This window comes from Mucilaginibacter sp. P2_A5 (assembly GCF_056404995.1).
Genome location: NZ_JBFUCY010000013.1, coordinates 148,692 through 172,604, shown reverse-complemented (window position 1 = coordinate 172,604; position 23,913 = coordinate 148,692). Strand labels below are relative to the sequence as shown.

The following is a 23,913-nucleotide window of genomic DNA, read 5'->3' as shown; positions in this document are numbered from 1 at the left end:
TATTTTATAGCCTTTTCCACCAGCGATTGTTAGCTATTTTTTCGCGCGCTGCCGACCAATCACACACTTCGTCGATGATATCATAAAAACCCTGCTGTTTTTCGGGCAGGTCATTGGATACAATCCTTTGGATAAGTTGCGGCAGCCCATCATAAAATGCTTTTGTGCGATAGGGCGGATGTAGCGACCATAACCCTTTGCCGCTGCCTAAAAAATCAATCCGTTTTAAATGATGGCAGTCTGTATAGGCCGATACCAGATGTTCGGGCAAATCGGCATTGGCGTTGCCTTCAATTATTGCCTTTACCTGGCCTCGTATCGGCGGTTTGGTTAAAACTAACTTATCGGTTTTAAACCGGCTTTTATCAAGCATGAAAATCCTGGTGCTCATGCCAGCCAGCTGCCAGGTGTACGGGGCAATTTTATTAATCACTTGTTGCCCGGTCAATATATCCGAATTATTAGGGGGGCCGGGTAAAGGGGCCGTAACAAAGCAAGCCGGATCTGTTTCAAAAAAGTGTGCTGCTTCGGTAATCCATTCGCCGCTTCCTCCACCTAAAAACATATCCGAATCTAAATGAAAAACAAGGTCATTAACGGCGGTATATATCCCAAAAAAATAAGCATAAAAAGGGCCGCCCCTGAAATCTTTATCAGGCATATCGTTTTTGCCAAAAAAATAGCCTGCAACCTTTTGTTTGGCTGCTGCGGTATAATCAACCGGAATAACTTTAACGCTGTACAGGCTTTCAATTTCTGCCGATAGGAATTGGTTTAACAACTCTTTATTTTCTTCCCACCCATCGGCAAAACGGCCTTTGCTGGGGCGGGTATCAACCGTTAATATAATCTCATCTACCTGCGTACTTAAAATAGCTAACTGATGTTTGAGGATATACCTAACATGCGGATAATCGCCGGGCGCCAGGTTTATTTGCAGGCTTACTTTATTCTTCAATGGCGTTTTTTACTAATGCAAGCAATTTTTTCGACTCATTTTCCCAATTATAAAATGCAGCTGCTTCAATAGCTTGTTTTCGGGCAATTTGTAATTCGCCGGGATTGTTAAGCCACGTTTCCAGTTTGCTTATCTCAACGGCTGTTGGACGTTGCGGTAATTTGAAACCCGGTTTAAAGTTATCAAAGGCTTCATTTTGGCCTTCTGTTTCGCTGGCGATAACAGGCAGGCCCGATTGGATATATTGGAAAAATTTATTGGTGATGGTATAGTTGCGGCTTGGTGGCATGTCCATTTCGAGGGCCAAACCAATATCAAAACCGGCTATTTTTGCGGCCAGTTTACTTTCATCAACAAGGGAATGAAAGTATAACCGGTGGTGTTTGGGTATTAAATCGGTTAGTGTTTCCCTATAATCTGTAGTAACGTTGCCAAGCAGGTGTAATTCAATGTCGTTTTTTATTCCGCCTAATACATTCATAAACTGCTCCAGCCCCCTGCCCGGGCCAATAGTTTGCGAAAACCAAAATAGCTTCAACTGTTTAGTAAACTGTTTTGTTTTATTGTGAATAATGCCGGTAGATGGGAAAACATTATAGATGACCTTTGGCTGCGGGCACAAATAAACGTGCGCTAATTGTTTAGCCAGTGCATTTGAAGTGGTAATACAATATATGCCCTTATTTAAAGCGATAGCCTCTATCCGCCGAAGCAGGTTGATTGGCCTTTCGGCACGGGCTTCGGGCAGCAGGTCCTGGGAGTACCAGTCTTCAAGGTCAAAAGCTACTTTGCACCCCGTATTTAACAGCTTGGTACCTATATGGGTGGCCAGTTCCTGGTGACAGATATACAGATCGGCTTTTACAGCTTGTGCTTTATTATAATAACGGATGGCGCCATAGCCAAGCGCCAGGCTGTTTTCTATTTTGAAATTACCGGCGAGCAGGCGGCCGATTTTATAAAAAAACTTATCGGTAAATGAATTAAAGCCTGGCGCCGAAAGATCAGATACTGCCCGTAAGTTAATATTGGGAAAGTTTTTTATAGCCAACAAATCCTGCTGGTAAAGGTCTTCAGAAATAATGTTTGTTAGGATGTGAACATCGTAACCCGCTGCGGCCAGGGTAGTAGCCTCTTTTAAAACCCTGGGGTTTCGGCAAAGGTGCGATTGGGTGATGATACAGATCTTTTTTGGCAATGGCCTTACTTATTTAACGAAATAACCGGGTTTTTATGAGTTGTAGCGATTGAGGGATGGAATGGGTGCCAAGCGCCCGTTGCTGCCCTTTTATCCTCAATTCTTTACGCCTGTTTTTGGATGCAACCAGTTCCTTGCTTTTGTAAACCAATTCATCGGCATTGGCATAGGTTTCTATATCGGTACCCAAATCATATAACTGCGGGAGCCCGGCGGTATATTCCGTTAGATAACAGGCCCCCAGCATAGGTGCTTCCAGATCGCGGAGCCGGCTATAGGTTATGACATCTTTGCCGAACGTATTGAATGTTGGCACCCGGTTGATGCCAAGTGTTACCATGCTTTCACGGCTAAGGCGGATGTATTCGTCGAAACCAGGTTTTTCAAATATGTTTTCAACAGGTATGTTCGCGGGTATTGCTTTTTTATTACGTTGAAAATGGTACGCTACAAACCCCTTGATCCCCGCATTACGCAGCAGGTTGAATTGATTTTTAATTTTGGACGAAGGTTTTGGCGACAGTTGCTGTACTGCAGGCTCGTTTGTATCATTCCAGCCATTTCCCCTGATCTGTATCGGGAGACCCACTGTAATCGCATCTGCCAAAAGCTGCGCGCGTAAATCATCTTTTGACCCGATGAAGGAGATGATGTCAGTTTCCTGCTCATTAAAATGGCGGTACTGCGGATCGACCCACATAGGCATAGGCAGATTAATGTACTGAACCCCCGCATTTTGATAAAGGTGCAGGGCTTCAAACTCAGGAACCCATACCAGGTCGAATACCTTAAATTGGTGTGGCAGTTTGGTAAACGAGCGCACATTATCGCAATAAAAGTTAACGCATGGTATTCCCATCGCTTTAATTCGTTTTATCGCCCCGGTATCTATTTGTTTGGGATATAAATAACACAAAAAAACATCTATTTGCCCGCGGTTTGCTTCAGTGTGCTTTATCGTTTTTTCCCATGCCTGCTGTTGCCATTGTTGCAGGGCCGGATCGTTCTCGTAGGGTACCAGGCCTGCTGCCCAGTCGAGGCCTGGTATTTCAGTCCATTGCATTCCGGCTTCTTGTATGCCGTTTTTGATATAGTATGTCCAAAAACGGTAAGCTGGTATGGGATGTGGCTGGCCGCCGTTATCCTGCAAAAATGAAAGGAGGATTCTCAATTAACGGATGTTAAATACTTGTTTAAAGCGCTTTGTGGTTTTCCAGCCAATTAAACCGGCAATTATTTTGGTAATGCCACCGGCCATAAATTTTAGTGTAGAGCCGCCAAGCTCGTTTACACGTTTTTGCGCTTCATTTGCCAGCTTGGAATGTTTTGGATAAGCAATATATACATAATGCTGCCAGGTGTTGGCGCAGGCCAGTTTGGCTTCGGGGCTTGCTTTTACGGCCAGCAGTTTTTTTGTGGCTTTATCAATAGCTGTAAATGCCGATTGCATAGCTTCCTGTTGTTTGCGATCGGACAGGCTACCGCTATTGCCCGAACGGTAGTATAATATAGAATTGGGATCAAACACCACCGATTTGCACTCCAGTATTACCTTGGTAAAAAAGTCCAGATCGTCAATTAAGGTAAGTTGTTCGTCCCAAAGTCCGGCGTTTTCAATAATTTGTCTTGGCAATAAAAAAATGCCTGATTGTGTCATAGAATGCCCGTTTTTCCATGATGAGCAGATCCAGTCATAGGCAGGCAGTGTCTGCCAGCAATCTTCGGGGCTCAGCTTAAAAGTATCCAGGTTGTTATCGTAAAACCGGCCCCATTTGGCCGAAACTATGCAATCCGGGTTTTCGACAGCCAGCTTAACCTGGCTTTCAATCATTTGGGGATTGATAAGATCGTCACCATCTAAAAATTTGATATACTGACCCTTTGATTTGCTGTACGCCAAATTACGGGCCGCCGCAGCACCACAGTTTTGCTGATAATAAATGCTAACATTTTGATGCGGCAGGTTTTTTAATACGGTTTTAGTATTATCAGTTGAACCATCGTCGACAATAATTATTTCAATGTTCTTGTAGGTTTGATTAATTACGGCTTCAATGGTTTGGTTGATATAGTTTTCACCATTATAAACCGGGATGCACACAGAAACCAAGGGAGCAGAAGCAGACATTTTATTTGATACCGTGTTTATGCTTTAACTTTTCGAACAACGAGCCCCTGTCGTATTGGCCATTTTTATCAAGTTTACCGGTATTCCATATTTCGTTCCAAAAATGTACAGTGTACGATTCCTGGCCTATTTTTCTGCCGGGCATGGTACCAGGCTTCAACAGAGGCCTGAACATCTCTTTGATTTTATTACTTGGACTCATTTTTCCTAAAATCAGTTCGCTTACATTTTTCCAGGCTATGGGGTTAAAGTAATGGTAGGGGAGTACGAGTTTTTCCAGTTTCAGCTCTTTTACTGCTTTTTGAAATAAAAACGGGCCGGCTAAACCGAACGACATCGTTTTAAGATCTATTAACGCAATCTGGTCGAGGCAGTATTGTACAAATTCGCTATCCTTTGGCGCTTTAAAAACGCAATTATTTACCAGCTGATCGTATTCACCTTCGTAGCTTGAGCAGAAAACGGTATCAGCTTTAAAATCGAATTTTTTGAGGCAAATAATATCCATATCAACCCACCAACCCCCATTTTTTTGAATCATCAGTAAGCGGAACAAATCGGCAAAACCCGAGACGGAGCCTGCGCCCCAACCTGTTTTGTATTTAAAAATAGCTTCTTCGCCAATAATACTTCGCGCATCGTGGATTTGGGTGTCCTTAGGTGCGTTGGTTATTTCTTCGTAAGCATATAGGTGGAATTCGTGCCCATGATCTATAAACGATTGGATGCATAATTGTTCAACCTTTGATAGCTGGCCGCCTATCCATAATGATTGGATATGTTTATTTATATCGCTTTCCATGCTTTTTTAAAGTATCCTTCTTTTGATAAATCTACGTAATGATGAAGTGCCCCAATATGATGGTCAATCTTGTTTGCATCCGGGTTCACAATGTATTCATCTGCCGGTAAAACTACTGCATCAACATTGGTTAATAACATAGCTGTTAAAGCTTGTTCAAGATAATATGAGGTGCCTTCTTTTTCCTCCAGCCCTTTTGTCCAGCTTTCTAAATTGTCCCAATTGATGATGGAGCTGTTAAGGCCGATTGCTCCTACGTTCAAGAGCGTTGGGATTTTGTTTTTGCAAAGCTGTTCCATCAATTGCCTGCTATAGCCGTATGATTCCTGGCAATCCTGCATATATATGGGCTTTTGAGGTTCTTTTAGCCAGTTAACCAGGGCCGATGGATTGTCCCAAAACATCATATCCGAATCCAAAACCAGTTTCCAATCTTTACCGGGGATGGTGTGTACATCTGTCAGTTTCTTAATATGCGGATAAACCTCGCGTTTGTGGTGTAAAACCGGGTATTGATGTTTTGGCAATATTTTATTAATGTTTTGATCTATCATTTGCCTGTCTATTATACCGGCCCCAGGCAATTGGGTGTTTATTTGTTTTATTAGCTGTTCGTCAAAACTGCCATCATCAATCAATATAAATTTAAAGGGAGTTTGGCTGACTTTTATTAACGATTGGATGCAAAACAGCGTTTGGTACAGGTACTTTTTCCCGGTTAAAAAGTAAACCTCCAGGCCATCCGCCGCCGATTGAACAGGAGGTAAATGAGCGGATGCCTGCTGCATCAGTTTTTGGCCGTGCAGCATTTTGCGGTAATTGAAATATCCCCCAAAACGCTTAAAGTGCTTTAGCCGGGCTTTTGGGTAACGATATAAAACGTTAATTACAGACTGTAACACTTATAAAACGCCGATTTAAGTAGGATAAAAGAAAATTTTTACTGCCTGGCCAGGCCATCAAAAGTGCCGCAGGCTCCCTGCCACCTGATGTAGTTTACATCGTTTTTCCAGGCTTTATAAGTAAACCACGCTTTTACTTTGCGCGGGAAAACTGTCCAGGCTGCAATTTGCGGCCATGGGTTTATTTCGTGGCTTTGCAGAAGCCGCACCCATGAATTGCTGCTGTTATTGATTAGCCGGGCCATGTAACCGGCTTCCATTCTTTGAGCCGGGATAATATGATGCAATACCAGGCCTGGCAAATAGGCCACATGCCAACCTGCTTTCAGTATTTCTAAAACAATATCATTATCACCACCCGAGCTTAGGGAGCCGCCTTTTCTATCGGTAATGACATTTTTTTGTGTTTCAATTTTTTTGATATAAGTGTTCAACGCCGCTTTCCTGATAGCTATCCCAGCACCAATTGGCGCGCAAGCGGGATATTTATGATCCCATGAAGCGGTTAACACTTCGTCGCCAAGGTCGCGCAAAGCTAAACTGGAATAGAACTCTGGTAGCCAATCCGGAGGCCTGCCTTCAAATACAGGAAGCGATTTACCTCCAATAGCACCAAGTTTGGGTTGATCCTGAAATGCGTTTAATACGTTTTGCAGATAGTTCTCTTTCAGTATATTATCGTCGTCAACTAATATTAGTACTTGTCCGTTGGCTTCATTAAAACCTTTTAGCCGGGCATAGGTTAAACCTTGTGCTGTTTCCCGGATGATTTTATGATTTGGGTGCCACGTAAGGTCTGCATTTATAGATTGGCTTGAGTTATTATCAACCAATATTAATTCCCATGCTTGTAATGGAAGGCTTTGCTTTTGTAAGCCGGCTAAAGTTTTGGCAAGCCGGTTTGCATCCGGGTTATAGGTAGGGATTATAACGCTGAGCATATCAGCCATTCCTGTAGCTAACTATTTTTGCAGGTACCCCCATGGCTATGGCATAAGGCGGCAGGCTTTTGGTAACCACCGCACCTGCACCAACAACGCAGCCATCGCCAATGGTAACGCCGCCTAAAATTTTAACCCCGGCGCCTATCCAAACGTCGTTGCCAATTTTAACCGGTAGTAAAATGTCGCCCTGCGAGCGGATTAGTGTGTCCCTATTAGGGATAGTATGGTTGGCGCTTACAATGCATGTATGCATGGCAATTAAGGTATTTTCGCCTATTTCTACACCTCCGTGGCCGTAAATGCATACATACTCGCCTAAAAAAGTGTTTTTATGTATGTTGACAGTGCCGCCGTATGCCTTGATAATTACGCCGCGCAACAGCTCGCATTGCGGGGCAATTGTGATAGTGCCCTTTTGGCCGTTCAGAAAACCCCGTGACAAAAAGGTATTGGGTTTTATGATTACAGGTTGATGAATAATTATGCCTAATAACCTAAAAAATATGGTATACAGGCTACTTATTAGTTTTGACATACAAAGTCATTCAATAATGTTTTCAAAAAGGCCAGGCCCTGTTTACTGTCGCTTTCATCTTCAAAATTGAGCCAAGCTACATGATGTTTCAGCTGGCATACCGACGACAGCCTGTGATAACAAGGCTTAAAAGACATCCCTTCGGGGTATAGCTCCAAAATGTGTGTATCCTTCTTGCATAGATAAATGTTACTTAAGCCTGCGCCATGGGGCGCAATAATGTGTGTGGCAGACTGCATCTTTTCAATAGTTTCGATAGTGCTCAGGCCCGAAAGATCGATGGTTTCGATTGACGGGAAATGCTCCAGCAATTTGCGGTCCCACACAACATCTCGTGACCCGGCCCCTTTCCGGCTGATCCAGAGAATTTTGCATGGAGCAGGGTGTTCTGTTGGGGTGATATCGAACAGCGCTTTTAGCGCGCCAATACTCCAGGGGTTTATCTGCTGATCGTTAACCAGCTTGCCGGTAAATAGCAGCTGTTCGCATTCGTAATGGGCGGTGTTATTGGTCCAGATTATTTTTGAGGTATCGATGTTTGCCCTTTGCAGCCACTTTAATTTCCAGGCGGTTGCCGGTCCGTTAAACAGGATATGGTCAACATGCTTTATTATCGGGATGGCAAAATGGATTTTCACTATCGATTCAAATAAAAAATGATAAAAACCACCGTCGGCGCCATTTGTCAGGCAGGAAAGGGCGGTGCCCTCCAGGAATGTTTTTTGCGGGAAATGGACAACATTGGTTAAAGCAGAATTGTTTAAATCAACCGTCCATTCCTTAGCAGATTCATCTATAAAACATCTCCGTTTGCCATCATATACTAACCCGATTGAACCCCAAACTGTACCATTTGATATACTATACAAGCACCTCTCGGGCTCCTTAAACACGCCATTGGTTTTAAACCTGGGTTGCCTGCCAGCAGTTTGCCGTGGCACGGTTTGGTCGTAAGTGATAAGCGGTAAATCGTAAACCACCGATTGACCCGCCTCATGCAGCAGAATGCCGGTAAGCGATTCTGGACGGTCAATAGCTTCGCCGGTTTTGGGGCGATACAGATCAGTAAAACTTTTAATTTGATATGGGTTGCCGGTGAAGCACCTGATCCATATTTTTTTTAAAAGTTTTGCGATCATTTTATAAACTGGCGTTTTTTAATTGTATTATCAAAGTTAACCTTTACCGATGAGAAGTTTTTTTACCCGTGGTTGAATAACGAGTTCGGCAATTGTTGCCAGGGCGCCGGTGATTAACACCGATGCCGATAAGCCTACTATTAATAAAGTAACACCCGAAAAATATTTTGTAAGGCAGCTATTTAAAAAATAAAGCACCGGGAAATGGAAAACATACAGGGCATATGAGATGCGCCCTAATTTACTTAACCGCCCTAAAAAGTCAATTTTAAAATTGATGGGCAGTGTGATAATTGCAAGGGCAAAATAAAATATGCCATAAATCCAATTAGTCTGCGAAAACAAGGGATGTTTGAAGTAAAGTAATAAAAATAAGTGGAATGCCGGAATGGAGTAAGCCAAAAGCTTTATCCAATTCATGTATTTTACCGACCTGTTGGTTAGTTCCATAATTATGATGAAGCAGACAGGTAAATAGATCAAATCCCCAAAGGAAACTTTAAAAGCAAAGTCAAGTTTTAAATGTACAAAGTGAGGGATAAGATCGCGGGTATCAAAACAATGGATTGCCAGGATAAGAGCGAAATAGCTGATCAATGAACGCCATTTTCTTTTGGTTGTGGCTATAATTATAGTTTTAGTTTGGGCTATGTAAAGGCCAAGCATCCAAAAAATTGCGCCAACCAACAGTGATTTTAAAATTGTAGCATCCGGATTTCTTAATACAAATGCAACTGATAAAATACTAACAGCTAAACACAAATGAACGTTGTATTTGCCTGCTTTCCATAACCCTAAAAAAAGTAAATAAAACACTACCTCATAGCTAAGCGACCATAAAGGTCTATTTGACGAAATGGTTGTTACAAGGAATTCCTGCGTAAAAAAAAGATGTCCTAACAGTTGCTGTACCGAAAAAGTTCCGCCTGTATAAACCAGGAACGAGATGATGATTGCTAAAATATATATAGGGTATAAACGGACGGCCCTTTTTTTTAGATAAGCAATAACATTTCTTTTATTAAAGGGCGTGTGGATATGATTTAAGCCGATTACGTAACCCGAAAGCACAAAAAATATGAGCACCGCTTCATGCGCAAATTCAAGGTGCACAAAAAAATCATAATACGGAATTTGGAATGAATGAAAAAAATCGAAGGTCAGGAAGTGGGATATAGCGACAACCAACGCGCATAGCCCTCTCAACCCTTCCAACTTATGGTCATAATCCGATTGCTGTTGTTTAGTCATCCGCGCTGTTTTTAAATACAATTTTGAGTTGGGTCATCCGCAGGTTGATCCTTAACCATGATGGTAATATAGCATTTATTATACCCCAAACCGGGTTTTTGCTATCCGGCACCTTTAATCCGCATAGCTCGCTTAGCCTTAAGGCAGATTTGGCAGCAGGGTATTGGCGCGAAAGAATAAGCTTACTGGCTGTCAGCTGGGCTTGTTTTCCTATCATGTGCATCACGTTTTTATCAGTATACTGTTTTTGATATGTTTTTAAAAGCGTAAGCCTGGTTAGCCAGCCAGATGTTTGATCTGCACTTGCAGAGTTTGAATATCGGATAGAAATAGAAAGTACCTCCTCAATAACATAAAACCTTGAGCCCGCGCCAGCCAGTCTGACATGTAAATCTGCATCTTCCCAAATGCGTAAGCTGGTATTAAAGCCACCTGCCGCTGTGAATTTTTCTTTTCGGTACAGACCGTTAATGCCGCCAATAGGGTGGCCAATGGTATATGAAACAGGGTCCTGATTTATTTGCTCATTCGAGTATTTCCAGCTAAGCAAAATGGTTTTTTGATCAGTGCTGTACCAGTCAACATTACAAAGTACAACATCGTAATTGCTGGTTTGCGCAATGGCCGCAGTCTTTACCAGGTAATCGGGATCTAAAAAGTCATCAATATCATGAAAGTGAAACCAATTGCCTTTTGCCGTCGATGCAAGGGTATTACGCGCAAAGCCGGGACCCTGGTTGGTTTCTCCTTTTATTACTGTGCAACCCCTTGCCTGCAGTACCGAAACTGTATGATCGGTGCTTGCATCGTCATAAAACAAAATTTCGTCAAATGCTTTGTTCAAATTATTGATGTTGGCTAAAAAGCCGTCAATAAATCGTTCTGAATTATAACAGGGGACTAATAAGCTATACACTGTTTAGTTGTGCAAAATTCGTTTTAATTTTTTGTAAGCCTTAACCAGCAGTGGCGGTTCTCTTCTGTCGAGCCCGGCAAAGTAGGGGTGGGCCGGGGGCAGGTTTAACCTGGACGGTATTGCGATTGTTTTTTTTTGCGTGCCTGCTAAATCGTTAAACAGCTCAAGCCAGCTGGCCAGGTTTTTATCTGACGAGAATTGGTCGGTTATTAATTTTTGACAGTTTAAAGATAGCTCTTCCCATTTGCCGGCATTGTGCTTTAGGTATTCAATTTTCGACAGCAGGCCTTCTGGCCCATTTGTAAACAGGCCGGTAAAGCCATCGTGTACCAATTCCGGTATTCCCGAATTGATCAATTTACAAACCGGTACCACACCACAACCCATCGCTTCCATTAAAGCTACGGGGATGCCCTCATAATCAGACATCAATACAAACACGTGACTGGAAAGCAGCACCTCTTGAACATCCTCAGGCAAGATACTGCCTACAAAAAAAACGTTTTCAGGGTTGTTATGTGCTTTTATAATGTTGTTCACCAACGCTGCGTCGGGGCCCGAGCCATAAATGTAAAAAACTACATCAGGCGAGTGTTGTGCGCAGTCGCAAAAGCAGGTTGCTATTTCATCTATCCGTTTTTGTTCCTTAACTATCCTGCCAATGTATACTACTTTAAAAGTTGTGTCGGGCTTTAATACAGCCTTCTGTTTGGGTACGGGGGCGCCGCAGGGTATCTTATATAGTTTGATGTTTTTGTTGCGCTCCCGTACATTTTTGTACAATGTTTCTGATACCGTTACAACTACACTGACATTGGTGCCGTTACCTTCGGTAACAAACTGGTCAATTATCGCTGCATATTCGGCGTCGTCATTGTGAAGTACTGCAATAGTTGGTACTCCCGCCTCTTTTGCCCATTTGGCGGCGTGCAGGGCTGGTACCATGTTTCCGGGTACAAATACATCAGCGTTTTCGGCCTTTAAATATTTCAGTATCCAGTTAACCTGCTTCCCGGTATAGTGCGGGGTGGGTATTATTGTGCATTTTATACCTTTTGCCCTTAGCTGAGGAATTGTGGTACAATCTCCCTCGGCCGCCCAGGCTATAAAAATTACGCTTATTTCAATATCGTTTTTTTGTAAAGCCGGCAATAATCTTATTAGCCAGGTGTTTATCCCGTTAATGATATCTTTTCCGTCGTAAGCGCAAAAAACAATTTTCACTTGGTTTATTTAAGGCTAATCTTGTCTAAAATGTTAATGATCCTGTTGTACGCCCGGTAAAGCATCATTTTCTTATCCCAATCATAAACCGGGCCATGGCCATCCTGGCCGCAAATGATCTGGTGGTCTTTTTCTCGCGCCACATCCAGGTAGGGGCTCGATGTTTTGGCATCTTCATGCACGTTGGCCACCGATAATGGTTGCTTAATTAAACGCCGTGTATTGCCTTTAACAATGCGAAGCCAAAGCTCATAGTCTAATGAGCATTGTAAGGCCTCGTTAATTGGCTGATGGATGCGGGCAGCCCAGAAGCACGAGGGCTGTGGCAGCGCAGGGATGCGGATAAAATAATCTAATAACGGATTAACTTTTAAAAGTTCAAATTGCGCTGTTTTAACGTGAAAATTATAGGCGTAGCCATATATAAAATCAACCTTGCCGGCAATAAAGCTGCGGGTTACTAACCAAAATACATCCTTCAGATAATAGTCATCACTGTTTATCCAGGCCATGTAATCGCCCGATGCCAGGCTAAAACCTAAATTGATGGCATGGCTTTGGCCCTTATCTTTTTCGCTTTGCCGGTAACTGAGCCAGGGCGAATATTTTTCGATGATATCTTTTGAGTTGTCTGTGCTGCCGCCATCAATTACAATATACTCCTGGTTAGGGTAGTTTTGTAACAGTACCGACCGGATGGTTTGCTCTAAAAACAGGCCCTGGTTATAGGATGGCGTAACAATAGTTAGCTTAGGCCATTTTGTTTTATCGTTGTAAATAGCCGGGCTGCTTTCTTCTGTCCAGGGCCAGCCGGTTTTACCGGCGGGCGGGGCAGGCAATAATTTTAATAAACCATTTTTTGCTGATGGCACCACGGGCACAGGATAGGTAACGCCTTTTTTTTGGAATGACGACCGGTATGCGGCAAGATCAGGAAGCGGGAGGTTCAATTTAGTGTTTGATGATGTTTTATTATCAGCGGCTTCCAGGTTTCCCATTCATGTTTTTCAAAAGCATGGCAGCCAAAGGGCAGTTCGCCATTTAGTTTTTTTAATGACAGCAGGGGAGATTCTTCTATCGAAAACCTTAAAGCCACTCCGTCGGCCGGTAATTTAAAAAATGGGTAAAAAACGTTTCCCCAATATTTAAAAAAGCCATCTTCGTTATGGGCCCCCCAGGCTTTAACTTTTCCTTTTAATATTTTAAGCAGCCAATAACAGGCTTTGGTTTTCCGTAACGAAAAGCCGCCGTTGCCAACATTGCTTATTTGGTGGTTTGTTTTAAAAAGGCGGTTAATAAAATTTATAAACTTTGTATAACCTTTCAAAAGTTGCATATCCCCGTCTCTGTTTTCATGTGGCATATGCGGCGCGCCAATGAAATCGTAATTTTTATTGCACCAGTAAGCTAGTTCATCTTTAAAAACATAGGCATCCAGCTGGTAAATAAGGATGAATTTATAGGCAAAAAATGATTTATAAAAGCTGGGTGACAACATCAATTGGTTATACCCGGCTATGCTTTCAAAATAACAATCATCAAAAGTTAACAGGTTAAACCTGGTATCAGCACAAATGCTTTTATATGCATCCGGATTTAGCTTGTTTGGGCCTACAAATATTATAGGATGTTTTTTTAACACCGATAAACATTGCTTTAACGAAATGGCCTCATTATCAGAAAGCTGCTGTTTGTATATTGGGATAACTACCGCGGCGAGCTTATCTGCCATTTTTTTGAACCCAAAGTTTACTAAACCTGCTGATAACAGATTTTAATTTATTGGTGTAATACCGCGCGTTTGAGCCTATCAATATATTGTATCGCTCATAATTGTCGGCTTGTTTATTAGCGATGATTTTTTTGGGATGATGAATAGCCATAATTGTATGCTGTTCCATCTGGCTTTGGTGCGAGTTGCTGTCAAAGGTATGCGTTGCGTGTGGGCCAAAGCCTATATTTGAAACCATGTTTTTCCATGGCACGGCACATAAGCCGTTGTTTTTCCAAATCCAGTACATCCACTGATAATCCCAGGCATCAAGCCCGTTGACGATCATTTTCAAACTGCCTTCCCAAAGCCGGCGCTCCCTGCTGTTGGTAAATGTGTTGTGTATCACATTGGCCCTTACTGCTTCGGTTTCGCCATCCAGCTTAAAGTTATAATTGGCCCAGGCCCGTTTCCAGGTGGCCCAACCCCAGGCATGCGGATATCGTGAAAAATAGTATGTATCGGCATTTAACGGTTTGGGCTGATAGCTGGTGCCACAAATCATCATAACGCTGGCATCATTATGATGTTTTTTTAACAGATCTTCGCAAAACTCAAAAAAACTCTGATTCGGAATACAGTCATCTTCCAGTATTATACCCTCATCCACCTGCGAAAAAAACCAGGTAATGGCTGTTGCCGGGGCTAACCCACAGCCAAGGTTTTTAGATTGATATAGTGTTTTTACCTCGCAGTTCCAATCTATTTGTGCTACTATTTGCTTGCACTCGTTACCCAGTTCGATGTCGCCTGGTTTATGTTCCCTTGGCCCATCGGCAGCAATGAACAAGTATTTTGGCTGTTGCTTTCGGATCTCAGCAAAAACCTTCTCCGTGGTGTCCGGGCGGTTAAATATCAGGAACAAAATAGGCGTACTTAACACGTTAGGTGAGGGCAGATTGAAGTTTTAATTTTGTATAGGCAATTAAACATATGGCCCGTTTCCAAATGTTTAGCGGCGAGTTGGCCGATAAGGCCGCTCTTTGTAAGTAAAGCCGCGAGTTGATAAATTCCTTGCCAAAAATCTTTTTACCAAAGTATTTCAAAAATAGTGCGCCGCGGTCTTTATGAAATTCATTGTCAGGAAAATTGGTGCTTTGGCCACCAACAAAAAAGTTTGCTATAATAATGTTTACATATTGAAATGCCGTTGCGGCATAGCATCGTAAATTAAAATCATAATCGGCATTGGTTTTATATTTTAAATTGTAAAAGCCGCACTTTTCAAACACTGTCTTATTGTAAAACATGGCCTGGTGGTTTATGGTAAGGTCGAGTAATTTTTCAAGATTGTATTCGCCGTTGAAAATTACATTGTCAAGGTTCCACTGATTTTGCCCCCGCATTTTTACGTTGCCATAAATAACACCGGCCGCAGTAGTTTTAGAAACATTTGCCACTGACGTAATTACGTTATCATTGTATAATGTATCATCGGCGCCCAAAAAATAAATCCATTGGCCCGTACATCGTTTAATACCCTTATTCATGGCATCATAAATACCGGCGTCTTTTTCGGATACGATATTTAAATTGGGGTACTTTGATTGATAATCCCTGGCTATATGCAACGTGCCATCTGTAGATAGTCCATCCATTAGCCATATTTCAGTATTGGCGTAGTCCTGGTTAACAATGCTATCCAGGCAGTTGGCTAAAGTGCCGGCTGCATTGTAGGTTGGAATAATAATGGAAAATTTTGGATTGTCAACAGACTTAAGCGCCATTAAACATGGTTGTTACGTAAAAGCAAATCAGCCTAAGCTTATTAACGGGTCTTAGCCTCCGGAAGGATCTTTTGCCCAGGGGCAGTAATACACTTTTTTGTTTATATGGATAGTAGGCCTCAAATATCCTGTTGTCCAGGTCGGCAGCGGTATTATTTAACAAGTAAAACTCCCGGTGATCTTCCATAAGCTTAACCATATCAAGCCGGTTAAAGTTCATATTCATGCCCGTTGCCGATTTATTCCAGGTGTAAATTGGCTTGTTTAAGTAAAAACCCTGGCTGCCACTTGTTATCACCCTGATCCAAAAATCAACATCCTGTACCGAGTAGGAGTATTTAAGGTTATAGCCGCCAACTTTTTCCCAGGCAGCTTTTTTGCATGGGCTTGTACCCAATAGTTTCCAATCTATCCCCAGTTTTTTAATGTCGACTGTTCCTGCCGTTGTTATACCGCTGCAATCCACAACCTGGGTTTGTCTGGCTTGTACATCATTGAGGTAGTAATTTCCAACTATAAAGTCGAACCCCGGGTTTTGGGTAAAGGTTTTATAAATATCATCTATGGCGTGTTCGGGGAAAATATCGTCGGCATCAAGTGGTAATATATACGGCGTAGTAGCGTTTGCAAAACCAAGGTTACGTGAGTTGGATAGGCCAAGGTTTTGCCGGCTGTAAATCACTTGGTATCTGGTAAGTTTTTCCAGCAAATGTAAAAGCCTTAATGTTACGGGGTTTGTTGAGCAGTCGTCGATAATAATTACCTCGGTTTGTTTATAAATATCGTTGTGGTGTAGTGATCTTAATGCCTCAATTAAGCACATTTCTTCATTAAACACGCAAATTATAACTGATAATTTATACATGATTTAATGATTAGGAATAGGGCCGGCTTGAACATAAAAATCACCCAAAAACAGAAACGAGTTTAAACACTGCCCTTTGCGATACAGGTTTGGGCTTTGCAAAAAGTTTTTTAATAATAAAGGCCACCATCTTCTTCCCTTTGTAATTAAGATGGGATATGATAAGCTTCAGACATTCAGCATGGAAGTCTTGATTGAAGATGTACCATTTTAATTTATCTATAAGTACCTGGCTGAATTTATCCCGTGCGTGTTCTTTTAGTAAATTACCATAAACGTGAAAGATAGGTGCAGCGATACCTATATTTTGAAAGGTTGATTGGTTGCTATGTACCCGGTAATAAAAAAGCCTGTCGGGAATTGATTTAAATATTTTATTGGCAATAAGCAATTTTAACCACAGGTGGTAATCTTCTGCGTTTTGGATATCAGCATCCTCTGTAAAGCCGCCCACCTGTAGTAAAGCTTCTTTTTTTACCAATACACCAAGAATAGGGATGCGGTTTTGTTGAACAAAATCGGCGAAATTATCGCTGTTCCAAACCGTTTTTACTTCTACATTATACTCTTCAACCTGGCTGCCGGTAAGGTTATAGCCTTGTGTAAAAAGCAGGTCGGTATTTTTTTCTGCGGATAGCAATTTAGTTTGGATGATCAGTTTATCTGTTGTCCATTTATCATCAGCATCTAAAAACGCTATGTATTTGCCCTTGCTGTTTGTTAACCCCAGGTTACGGGCTTTCCCCTGCCTGCCGTTTGGCTGATGCAGATATTTAACCCTTTGGTCGGTAACCTCAAACCGTTTTACTATCGCGGCCGTGTCATCTGTCGAGCCATCGTCAACAACAAGCAATTCCCAGTGAGGATATGATTGGTTGATGACGCTTTCAATACTTTCGGCAATATAAAGGGCCGCGTTGTAGGCGGGCATTATTACAGAAACTAAATCTTTATCCAATTTGACGGAACAATGTCTGCTTCAGCCGATACAAACCAGTTATCAGGTGCAATAACCACCTTATGGGGGTTGGTATTTAACCAGGCGCCCCACCAGCTGTAGCTGCTGTTGGCAATAATGTTGTGGCTGCACAGGCTCATCAAGTACATGTCTTCCCAGGTGTTGGCCGAAGCTTCTGAAACAATGGTAACCTTATCACCCAGGAAACCAAAGTTTAACCTGCACCATCCCGGGTCATCCGAAAAAACAAAATAATGAGGGTTGCTTACCTGTATTTCTAATTTATCTTTTGCCTGTTGATAGTAAGATAAAGGCAGTACGCCATGAAATGCGTTTACCTCGGGCCTCAAATAATCTCCGCGGCGTACGTGAATGCCTACCGGGTTCTTTGCCGCAAGTATGGCGTCCTTTTTTTCGATGTTTCCTGCCGGAAATTTAAAATCGTGTAAAAGCTGTTTCCTTATCGGTTTAAAATAATCTTCATTTTGAAAATAGCCATCTAAATAAATTGCAGGCGCGATTATTGCCTGAAGATTGATAAACTCATTATTTTCTGTTTGACAGACGAACACTGCCCGGGGCATCAGGATCCGTTTAAGATACCTGTAAAAAGCTTTCCTGCTTTCTATTAAAGGTTTCATAAACCTGTTTACCGTTTTAAAACGGATATTGTTAAAAACAGCCAGTTCAAAATGCCTTGCGGTAAGTGTATTTGTGCTTGTGGTATTGCTGCTTAAAAAATTCAGATCAAAATATACCGGTTTGTTGCCGTATATGCTCCTGGCGGCGGCATATTGAAACATTTGGTTACCAAGGCCGCCCTGTAGTTTTATAATGATCATTATTTTAGAAATACTTTGATCATCTCATCAGCCATGTATTATAGCGAAGAAATTTCCACCTGCATGGGATTGAGGAGGAACCCAACATTAGTCGTTCTGACAATGGAGCTATCTATGAACGTATCTGTTGCTTCTGATATGACAAATGAGGCCACATTTTCAAGGTAATGAACCGACCGTTCAAAGTTAGAAAGCCCAACTGTTAAGTTATAGTTGCCGGGCGCAAGTATTAAGTGCGTTTCTTTAAAAACGGCTTCATAATAGCCTTCATCCAAATCCGTTTTCGTACTCCAGGAGGTACTAATGTTAACGTCGATAAAGCTATTGATCCCTAATCCAATAATAAAATGTTGTGCCTTTTTATTGATTTTAAAAAATACGCGTATTTGCCAATTTTGGCCAACCGGTATCTCCTGGATAACATCGCCATAGCTATTTTCAATTTGTATTTTTGAGGTATAGCCAATCATTTCGTCGGCGTTATGGGGCAACGGGATTTCGAACACGGCCTTTTTTACCTTCGAATCCTGTAGGTACTGGTCAATAACGCTTTCTGTTTTTCCGATACACATCAGCTTCCCGTTTTCCAGCAACATGCCATGTTTACAAAGCTTTTGTATAGCTGCCATGTTGTGGCTTACAAATAATATTGTCCGTCCTTCGCCTTTGCTTACATCGCCCATTTTACCCAGGCATTTTTTCTGGAATTCTGCATCGCCAACAGCCAACACTTCATCAACTATCAAAATTTCCGATTCCAGGTGGGCGGCCACCGCAAAGGCCAGGCGCACATACATGCCCGACGAGTAGCGTTTTACCGGCGTATCAACATACCGTTCAACACCCGAAAAATCAACTATTTCATCAAACTTCCGTTTTATTTCGGCTTTTCGCATTCCCAGGATGGCGCCGTTGAGGTAAATGTTTTCGCGGCCGCTTAACTCGGGATGAAAGCCCGTCCCAACTTCTAACAGGCTGGCTATACGGCCCCTTATTTTTACCGATCCGGTTGTTGGGGCAGTAACCCGGCTTAATATTTTCAAAAGTGTGCTTTTGCCCGCTCCATTCCGTCCTATTATACCAATTGCGTCGCCTTGATAAATATCGAAGTTGATATCTTTTAAACTCCAGACAACATCACTATCGCCTTTTTTTGAGCGATCATTAACCTCTCCTATTTTTAAAAAAGGGTCTTCTTTACCACGGATCCTGGCCCAATAGCGTTCCAGATCGCGAGACAGCGTCCCGGTACCTATTTCGCCCAGCTGGTAAGCTTTTGAAAGATTTTCGACTTTAATTACCGGTGGCATATTTATACAGTATCAACAAAGGTGCGTTCAACACGATTAAAAATTATTATTCCAGCTAAAAGTATGACAGTAGTTATCAGGGTTGTTATACCCAGCGATAACATGGTAAATGTCCCCCTGCCCAAAAAGCCATACCTGAAAGCTTCTATTATGGGCGTCATCGGGTTGTACTCTACCAGCCAGGCATACTTGGGATACTTCTCTTTTACAGCAGATAAAGGATATATAACCGTTGTTAAATACATCATAAGCTGGATGCCGAAAGTGATTAAAAAACTAAGGTCGCGGTACTTTGTGGTTAACGCGGATATGATCATACCAAGCGCTAAACCCAGCATAGCCATTAACACAAGCAAAAACGGAAATAGCAACAGGTAAGCATTAGGATGAACGTTTGAACCTTTTATAGAATAAAATATCATGGTTAGCACAAAAAGCGCCATCTGCACCGCAAAACGGATGAGGTTAGAAACAACAATACTTAACGGAACAATTAATCTGGGGAAATAAACTTTACCAAATAAGCCGGCATTTGTTACAAACACTGCCGAGGTCTTGGTAAGGCAATCTGCAAAATAATTCCATGCGGTAATGCCGGCCATATAAAACAAAGGTTTGTCTAAATTATCGGCAGATATGTTGGCCAGGTTACCAAATACAAAAGTATATATGATGGTAGTAAATATCGGCTGGATAAAAAACCACAAAGGCCCAAGGATGGTTTGTTTATAAAAAGAAACAAAATCGCGCCGCACCAGCAGCATCAGCAAATCGCGGTAATGCCATATATCCTTCAGCTTTAAATCAAGCAGGCTGCCGTTGGGGCTTAATTCAATATCCCATTCTTTTTCTATAGGCATACTCATTCGTTTAATAGCAGGTGTAATTTTTGCATATAATCTGTTTCATTAAAATACATCAAACATTTTTTTTGTAAATTTTCTCGTTTTGCCGGTGTTAATGGGGTCTCTAAGTACCCGGTAATACAATTGTATAGCTGGACAGGATCATCGGCATTGATAGCTTTGCCCAATTCACCATTTCTGATGGCATCAATGCTACCATCGGCATTGCCGCAAATAACAGGCAGGCCGCAGGCCAGCGCTTCAATAAACACAATGCCAAATCCTTCTTTTTTGCTTGGCAGTACAAACATATCGGCCAGTAAAAAGTGATCAGATAGTTCATCTTCCTCAATAAAACCTGTTAAAATTACCTGGCCGGCTACGTCATGTTCTGCTATCAGCTTTTTTATTCTGACCTCTTCTTTGGCATCGTACTTTCCTGCCAGTATATACTTGATATCGGGATAGTTGCTTTTTATTTTACTCACGGCCTGTATAACATGCTCGTAACCTTTGTATTGCTCGGTAGATGCAAGGCGGGTGAGGGTGAAAATTACAGGCTGTGCCGGGTTTAATTTGTAGCGGGCCAATAAATACCGCGGTTTTTGAAAATTAACCGGCAATTTCATAAAAGGGTCAATAGCATTATTCAACACGTTACAAATGGCGGGGTTAAGGTTATGCCTTATTATCATTTGCCCACGGGTAAAATTGCTTACACATATAACCTTATCGCAGCGTTTTAACATGTATACTTTAACCAGCGACAGCGGCCGCCAAACCTCGATGCCGTGCGCAATAACCCATACTTTGCATTTGGGGTTAACTAATTTTATAAATAAACCGATAACTGCCAGGTTGATGTGGCTTAAAATAACTATATCGGGTTTTACAGATCTGCTTATGGCCTTTAAAACGAAGCCTATCCTATTTACACCGAAACCTTTAAATGCGCCGGGAGGCAGGTATTGCGGCATCAGGTCGTTGTTTTTATCGTAGGCCGACCATAATTCAAAATGCCAGTTAATGTTTTGCGAGAGCTGATATAGGGAGTGCCCCAATGTACGGGTCATTTTTTGAATGCCCCCTGTGCTGCTAAACGTTTGCAAGGTAAAAAGAATTACTTTTTTACACATAGGGTTGTATCTGGTAAAGTGCAAATGCTTTTGACCAGTGAATTTGATTGTTGGTGAATTTTTTGATGGTTTTTTTTGCCAGTTTGCCTTTATATAAATCACTATCGCTTATTGGTTTATATTGGCTCATCCAACGCTGTAAAGGAAAGCTAAAGCCCATTTTTGGCCGGTTCCAAACAGCCTTGGGCAACAGGCCGTTAAAACTATCGATAAGTACTTTTTTGGGTTGTTGCCGGTTAAAGCGTATTGCGGGCGAAATACGTTCGGCAAGGCTTGTAAAATCTTCGTCTAAAAAAGGTACTCTTACTTCCAGGCCGTGGTTCATACTCATTACATCAGTGTCTCTTAATAACTGATTTTTCATATAAAGGTTTGCCTCAAACCATGAAGCTTGTTCGGCGTCATAAGCGCACTTTTTTTGCACCTCCTGCCCGTCGAAAAGCACTTCTCGTACCTCTCCCTCGCCGATGTCGAGTACGCGTGCGATGTCGCCCGGCGAAAATAACCCACGTAGTAAAAGATAATCGGCTATGGGGTTGTCATTTGCCAAAAAAGTAAGCTTTTTGTACGGATCAGGCAATAATTCCTGAACGGCAGAGAGCAGAAAAGGAGGGATTTTTTTTAAATATTTTAAGTACCGGATCCTGTTAAATGAGGGGTAGCCGCCAAAGTATTCATCGGCCCCTATGCCAGACAATACCGCTTTTAAGCCATCCTCATGTGCATATTTACTGATAAACCAACTATTGATGCCATCGGTGGTTGGCATATCCATAGCGCTGATAACCTGCGGCAGGTGGTTTTCAAAATCCTGTTGCTTTACTAAATGCGAGAAGTTTTGGCCACTTACTTTATCCAGTACCAGGCGCTGAAAGGCCTGCTCGTCGTAGCTCTTTTCATTAAAAAAAATGGATATAGTTTTAAGCTGCTCTTTTTTTTGCTTATCGGCCAGTAAAGTAATCAGGCTTGAATCGGTACCGCCGCTTAAAAATACACCTAAGGGTGCATCGGCTATTAGCTGGCGCCCTACTCCATTTATCAAAGCTTGTTTAACCAGGTGCCGTGCTTCCTCAGGATCTGTTATCTGATTTTTGTACCCCCCTGTTATTTTGTAGGCATCTATAAAATGGGTGGATGATGCATGGTTCCAGCATAAATAATGGCCTTTGGCAAGGCTGAATACGTTTTTTAATGTAGTATAAGGTTCTGGTATATGTCCAAAAGCTAAAAAACGTATAGGCCATGCAGCATCGTTACCGTTGGTTATGCCGGCAGCAATGAAGGCCCTTGTTTCAGACGCGAAACTTAGCTGGCCGGCCTGGGCAAAATAATACAAGGGCTTTATGCCGGCTGTATCACGTACCAGGTAGGTGAGTTTTTTAATGCTGTCAAACAATGCAAAAGCAAACATGCCCCTAAACCTGGAGAAGGCATCAGTACCCCATTGCATATATGCGGCAATAATAACTTCGGTATCAGTAACCGAAGTGAACTGCACCCCAAGGTTTAAAAGCTCACTCCTCAGTTCCAGGTAGTTATAAATTTCGCCGTTAAAAGTTATCCATGTTTTTTGCCTTTGATCTGCCATTGGCTGGTGCCCGTTTGCGCTTAAATCGATAATAGATAGCCGGCGGTGGCCAAAAGCAAGGCTGTTTTGTTCATCAACAAACATGCCTTCATCATCAGGACCGCCGTGTTGCAGCGCCTGGCACATGGCCTTAACTTGTCCTCTGATTAGTTGAGGTTGTAAGTTGTTATTAATTACACCTGCTATCCGGCACATTTTATTTAGGTTTGTTCATAGCTTCGCCCCGTAAGTCACATGGTATGTTTGTAACTTATTATGCAACAGCTTATTGTATTTTTATTTCAGCTGCTGTTATTATGTTATCAGCCCGAAAATGGCCCTGATTTCACCTTTATTTTAAAATAAATAACTTTAGTTAAAACCTTTCAATGTATGAGGCGGCAACATGTACTATTATGGAGCAGCCAATACTTTCAAGCCTCAATATCAATTGCTTCTGTGATCGTTGTGATATTATTTCACCCGTCATCCCTTTTAACGGCCCGGCTTTTATCATGATTTTTTCCCCGGGTTGCAGGTCCTCTTCGGTTACCTCTAATTCATAAGGGCTGGCCATTAATAACTTCAGCTCGGTTATTTGGCGGTTGGGCATTGATGCAGGCTTTCCCATGAAATATAAAAATCTTGATATACCTTTTGTCATTAATATATCAGCCTGCTCATGTTGGGCAATGTTAACAAATATGTACGATTTAATAAAGGGTTCTTCAACCCATTTTTTGCGGTCGCTCCATTGTTTTAGCTGGCGGTGCAAAGGGAGGTAAGCTTCAAACCCTTTATCGGTAAGTGCCTGGTATGCTTTTTTTTCGGCACGTGGCTGAGTATAAACCGGATACCAGCTTTTTGTTGAACGTGCATTTAAATCCATTTTATA

General features: G+C 42.0%; 24 protein-coding genes. All 24 read right to left on the bottom strand.

Annotation, left to right across the window (positions count from 1 at the left end; all coding sequences use genetic code 11):
* Positions 1-4: 4 nt before the first annotated feature.
* The 24 genes from AC1DXF_RS13420 to AC1DXF_RS13305 all read right to left on the bottom strand — a co-directional run bounded on the left by AC1DXF_RS13420 (position 5) and on the right by AC1DXF_RS13305 (position 23,907).
* Positions 5-958, bottom strand: a complete 954-nt coding sequence (locus tag AC1DXF_RS13420; RefSeq protein ID WP_477449247.1) for a hypothetical protein — start codon at positions 956-958, stop codon at positions 5-7.
* Entirely contained in the window at positions 948-2,156 is a 1,209-nt protein-coding gene (locus tag AC1DXF_RS13415) for a glycosyltransferase family protein (RefSeq protein WP_477449246.1), read from the bottom strand. Before AC1DXF_RS13415 ends, AC1DXF_RS13420 begins: the two co-directional genes overlap by 11 nt.
* A 13-nt stretch (positions 2,157-2,169) precedes the next feature.
* Entirely contained in the window at positions 2,170-3,327 is a 1,158-nt protein-coding gene (locus AC1DXF_RS13410) for a glycosyltransferase family protein (protein ID WP_477449245.1), read from the bottom strand.
* Positions 3,328-4,284 carry a glycosyltransferase family 2 protein gene (locus tag AC1DXF_RS13405; protein ID WP_477449244.1) on the bottom strand — a complete coding sequence of 319 codons (957 nt, stop codon included), beginning with the start codon at positions 4,282-4,284 and terminating at the stop codon, positions 3,328-3,330.
* A gap of 1 nt (position 4,285) precedes the next feature.
* Positions 4,286-5,086: a glycosyltransferase gene (locus tag AC1DXF_RS13400; RefSeq protein WP_477449243.1), complete on the bottom strand. Its 801-nt coding sequence runs from the start codon at positions 5,084-5,086 to the stop codon at positions 4,286-4,288.
* The gene (locus tag AC1DXF_RS13395; protein WP_477449242.1) at positions 5,071-5,988 is read right to left on the bottom strand and encodes a hypothetical protein; all 918 of its coding nucleotides are present in this window, start codon (positions 5,986-5,988) and stop codon (positions 5,071-5,073) included. The genes AC1DXF_RS13400 and AC1DXF_RS13395 overlap by 16 nt, the downstream gene beginning before the upstream one ends.
* Positions 5,989-6,026: 38 nt before the next feature.
* Positions 6,027-6,929 carry a glycosyltransferase gene (locus tag AC1DXF_RS13390; RefSeq protein ID WP_477449241.1) on the bottom strand — a complete coding sequence of 301 codons (903 nt, stop codon included), beginning with the start codon at positions 6,927-6,929 and terminating at the stop codon, positions 6,027-6,029.
* 1 nt (position 6,930) lies between these two features.
* Positions 6,931-7,467: an acyltransferase gene (locus tag AC1DXF_RS13385; RefSeq protein ID WP_477449240.1), complete on the bottom strand. Its 537-nt coding sequence runs from the start codon at positions 7,465-7,467 to the stop codon at positions 6,931-6,933.
* A complete protein-coding gene (locus AC1DXF_RS13380; protein WP_477449239.1) occupies positions 7,455-8,606 on the bottom strand; it encodes a glycosyltransferase family 61 protein in 1,152 nt (383 codons plus the stop codon). Before AC1DXF_RS13380 ends, AC1DXF_RS13385 begins: the two co-directional genes overlap by 13 nt.
* 36 nt (positions 8,607-8,642) lie before the next feature.
* On the bottom strand, positions 8,643-9,857 hold the full coding sequence (locus tag AC1DXF_RS13375) for an acyltransferase family protein (RefSeq protein ID WP_477449238.1): 1,215 nt from the start codon (positions 9,855-9,857) through the stop codon (positions 8,643-8,645).
* Positions 9,850-10,773 carry a glycosyltransferase family 2 protein gene (locus tag AC1DXF_RS13370; protein WP_477449237.1) on the bottom strand — a complete coding sequence of 308 codons (924 nt, stop codon included), beginning with the start codon at positions 10,771-10,773 and terminating at the stop codon, positions 9,850-9,852. Before AC1DXF_RS13370 ends, AC1DXF_RS13375 begins: the two co-directional genes overlap by 8 nt.
* Positions 10,774-10,776: 3 nt before the next feature.
* Positions 10,777-11,997, bottom strand: a complete 1,221-nt coding sequence (locus AC1DXF_RS13365) for a glycosyltransferase family 4 protein (protein ID WP_477449236.1) — start codon at positions 11,995-11,997, stop codon at positions 10,777-10,779.
* Positions 11,998-12,002: 5 nt separating this feature from the next.
* On the bottom strand, positions 12,003-12,995 hold the full coding sequence (locus AC1DXF_RS13360; RefSeq protein WP_477449235.1) for a glycosyltransferase family 2 protein: 993 nt from the start codon (positions 12,993-12,995) through the stop codon (positions 12,003-12,005).
* Positions 12,944-13,729: a DUF5672 family protein gene (locus tag AC1DXF_RS13355; RefSeq protein WP_477449234.1), complete on the bottom strand. Its 786-nt coding sequence runs from the start codon at positions 13,727-13,729 to the stop codon at positions 12,944-12,946. Before AC1DXF_RS13355 ends, AC1DXF_RS13360 begins: the two co-directional genes overlap by 52 nt.
* Positions 13,719-14,651 (bottom strand): nucleotide-diphospho-sugar transferase, encoded by a 933-nt coding sequence (locus AC1DXF_RS13350; protein ID WP_477449233.1) that lies wholly within the window; start codon positions 14,649-14,651, stop codon positions 13,719-13,721. The genes AC1DXF_RS13355 and AC1DXF_RS13350 overlap by 11 nt, the downstream gene beginning before the upstream one ends.
* A gap of 1 nt (position 14,652) precedes the next feature.
* Entirely contained in the window at positions 14,653-15,495 is an 843-nt protein-coding gene (locus tag AC1DXF_RS13345; RefSeq protein ID WP_477449232.1) for a glycosyltransferase family 2 protein, read from the bottom strand.
* Positions 15,485-16,360, bottom strand: a complete 876-nt coding sequence (locus AC1DXF_RS13340; RefSeq protein ID WP_477449231.1) for a glycosyltransferase family 2 protein — start codon at positions 16,358-16,360, stop codon at positions 15,485-15,487. Before AC1DXF_RS13340 ends, AC1DXF_RS13345 begins: the two co-directional genes overlap by 11 nt.
* A 40-nt stretch (positions 16,361-16,400) precedes the next feature.
* Entirely contained in the window at positions 16,401-17,318 is a 918-nt protein-coding gene (locus tag AC1DXF_RS13335; RefSeq protein WP_477449230.1) for a glycosyltransferase family 2 protein, read from the bottom strand.
* Positions 17,303-18,160 (bottom strand): alpha-1,2-fucosyltransferase, encoded by an 858-nt coding sequence (locus AC1DXF_RS13330; protein ID WP_477449229.1) that lies wholly within the window; start codon positions 18,158-18,160, stop codon positions 17,303-17,305. Before AC1DXF_RS13330 ends, AC1DXF_RS13335 begins: the two co-directional genes overlap by 16 nt.
* Positions 18,161-18,198: 38 nt before the next feature.
* Positions 18,199-19,470, bottom strand: a complete 1,272-nt coding sequence (locus AC1DXF_RS13325; protein WP_477449228.1) for an ABC transporter ATP-binding protein — start codon at positions 19,468-19,470, stop codon at positions 18,199-18,201.
* A 2-nt stretch (positions 19,471-19,472) separates the two neighbouring features.
* Positions 19,473-20,330, bottom strand: a complete 858-nt coding sequence (locus AC1DXF_RS13320; protein WP_477449227.1) for an ABC transporter permease — start codon at positions 20,328-20,330, stop codon at positions 19,473-19,475.
* A 2-nt stretch (positions 20,331-20,332) separates the two neighbouring features.
* Complete coding sequence (locus AC1DXF_RS13315; RefSeq protein WP_477449226.1) at positions 20,333-21,451, bottom strand: glycosyltransferase family 4 protein; 1,119 nt, start codon at positions 21,449-21,451, stop codon at positions 20,333-20,335.
* Positions 21,444-23,234, bottom strand: coding sequence for an asparagine synthase (glutamine-hydrolyzing) (asnB, locus tag AC1DXF_RS13310; RefSeq protein WP_477449225.1), 1,791 nt, complete (start codon positions 23,232-23,234; stop codon positions 21,444-21,446). The genes AC1DXF_RS13315 and asnB overlap by 8 nt, the downstream gene beginning before the upstream one ends.
* 160 nt (positions 23,235-23,394) lie before the next feature.
* The gene (locus AC1DXF_RS13305) at positions 23,395-23,907 is read right to left on the bottom strand and encodes a UpxY family transcription antiterminator (protein ID WP_477449224.1); all 513 of its coding nucleotides are present in this window, start codon (positions 23,905-23,907) and stop codon (positions 23,395-23,397) included.
* Between the last annotated feature and the right edge of the window lie 6 nt (positions 23,908-23,913).

What these genes read in the sequence shown, in the direction of transcription:
- AC1DXF_RS13405 (WP_477449244.1), bottom strand. Translation starts at nt 4,284, where the DNA reads ATGTCTGCTTCTGCTCCCTTGGTTTCTGTGTGCATCCCGGTTTATAAT.
- AC1DXF_RS13400 (WP_477449243.1), bottom strand. Translation starts at nt 5,086, where the DNA reads ATGGAAAGCGATATAAATAAACATATCCAATCATTATGGATAGGCGGC.
- AC1DXF_RS13390 (WP_477449241.1), bottom strand. Translation starts at nt 6,929, where the DNA reads ATGCTCAGCGTTATAATCCCTACCTATAACCCGGATGCAAACCGGCTT.
- AC1DXF_RS13385 (WP_477449240.1), bottom strand. Translation starts at nt 7,467, where the DNA reads ATGTCAAAACTAATAAGTAGCCTGTATACCATATTTTTTAGGTTATTA.
- AC1DXF_RS13380 (WP_477449239.1), bottom strand. Translation starts at nt 8,606, where the DNA reads ATGATCGCAAAACTTTTAAAAAAAATATGGATCAGGTGCTTCACCGGC.
- AC1DXF_RS13375 (WP_477449238.1), bottom strand. Translation starts at nt 9,857, where the DNA reads ATGACTAAACAACAGCAATCGGATTATGACCATAAGTTGGAAGGGTTG.
- AC1DXF_RS13360 (WP_477449235.1), bottom strand. Translation starts at nt 12,995, where the DNA reads ATGGGAAACCTGGAAGCCGCTGATAATAAAACATCATCAAACACTAAA.
- AC1DXF_RS13355 (WP_477449234.1), bottom strand. Translation starts at nt 13,729, where the DNA reads ATGGCAGATAAGCTCGCCGCGGTAGTTATCCCAATATACAAACAGCAG.
- AC1DXF_RS13345 (WP_477449232.1), bottom strand. Translation starts at nt 15,495, where the DNA reads ATGGCGCTTAAGTCTGTTGACAATCCAAAATTTTCCATTATTATTCCA.
- AC1DXF_RS13340 (WP_477449231.1), bottom strand. Translation starts at nt 16,360, where the DNA reads ATGTATAAATTATCAGTTATAATTTGCGTGTTTAATGAAGAAATGTGC.
- AC1DXF_RS13330 (WP_477449229.1), bottom strand. Translation starts at nt 18,160, where the DNA reads ATGATCATTATAAAACTACAGGGCGGCCTTGGTAACCAAATGTTTCAA.
- AC1DXF_RS13325 (WP_477449228.1), bottom strand. Translation starts at nt 19,470, where the DNA reads ATGCCACCGGTAATTAAAGTCGAAAATCTTTCAAAAGCTTACCAGCTG.
- AC1DXF_RS13320 (WP_477449227.1), bottom strand. Translation starts at nt 20,330, where the DNA reads ATGCCTATAGAAAAAGAATGGGATATTGAATTAAGCCCCAACGGCAGC.
- AC1DXF_RS13315 (WP_477449226.1), bottom strand. Translation starts at nt 21,451, where the DNA reads ATGTGTAAAAAAGTAATTCTTTTTACCTTGCAAACGTTTAGCAGCACA.
- asnB (WP_477449225.1), bottom strand. Translation starts at nt 23,234, where the DNA reads ATGTGCCGGATAGCAGGTGTAATTAATAACAACTTACAACCTCAACTA.
- AC1DXF_RS13305 (WP_477449224.1), bottom strand. Translation starts at nt 23,907, where the DNA reads ATGGATTTAAATGCACGTTCAACAAAAAGCTGGTATCCGGTTTATACT.